This window comes from Candidatus Sodalis sp. SoCistrobi (genome assembly GCF_900143145.1).
Lineage (GTDB): Bacteria > Pseudomonadota > Gammaproteobacteria > Enterobacterales > Enterobacteriaceae > SoCistrobi.
The window spans coordinates 1-582 of sequence record NZ_FRDB01000397.1 but is presented as its reverse complement, the minus strand read 5'-3'; the positions used below and the strand labels follow the sequence as shown (position 1 = coordinate 582).

The 582-nt window shown below is 49.3% G+C and carries 1 pseudogene; it reads right to left on the bottom strand.

The features are described from left to right. Nucleotides 1-123: 123 nt before the first annotated feature. Nucleotides 124-447, bottom strand: a pseudogene (locus CINSTRO3249_RS16135) (U32 family peptidase); the annotation flags it as partial. Nucleotides 448-582 lie beyond the last annotated feature (135 nt).

Here is a 582-nt window from a genome sequence, read left to right as displayed (position 1 = left end):
ATGCTGAGTTTCCAGCACTAGATTAACTGCCCGTTCACGGACTTCCGGAGAGTAACGTTTGGTCGTTGTCATAGAGACCTCCACTTTTAAAGTATAGACTCTAATTTATCCGGGGTGATTCAGAAAGGCTTCGCGCACCAGCATAATCAGGCCAGGATCAGACATAATCAGGGCATCCGGCGCCATGGCGATGACCGGTTCAAGATCGCGTAAGAAGGTTTTCAGTTTGGCGTTGTGCGGGGCGATGTTGACCACAACGTAGAATTTTTTACCCAATTCATGGGCCTGCGCGATACCCAGCGCCAGATTCTGGTGATTAAATTCGTTATTGCGCACCCGCAGGCTGTAGCGGGGCTGGCCGGCATAAACCGCGTCGGCGCCATAGGCAAAGGCGTAGCGCATATTTTTTAGCGAGCCGGCGGGAGAAAGTAATTCCGGTGTCAACATGGGATTCTCGTCTTATATCTTGATCATTGACTTTCAAAGGTTAATGATCCCCAACTGATCATTGGGATGTTACCGGTGAGTTTGTACTCTGCCTTAAGCTTACAGCTTGTACGTCAGATTAAACCCTGGTGACAT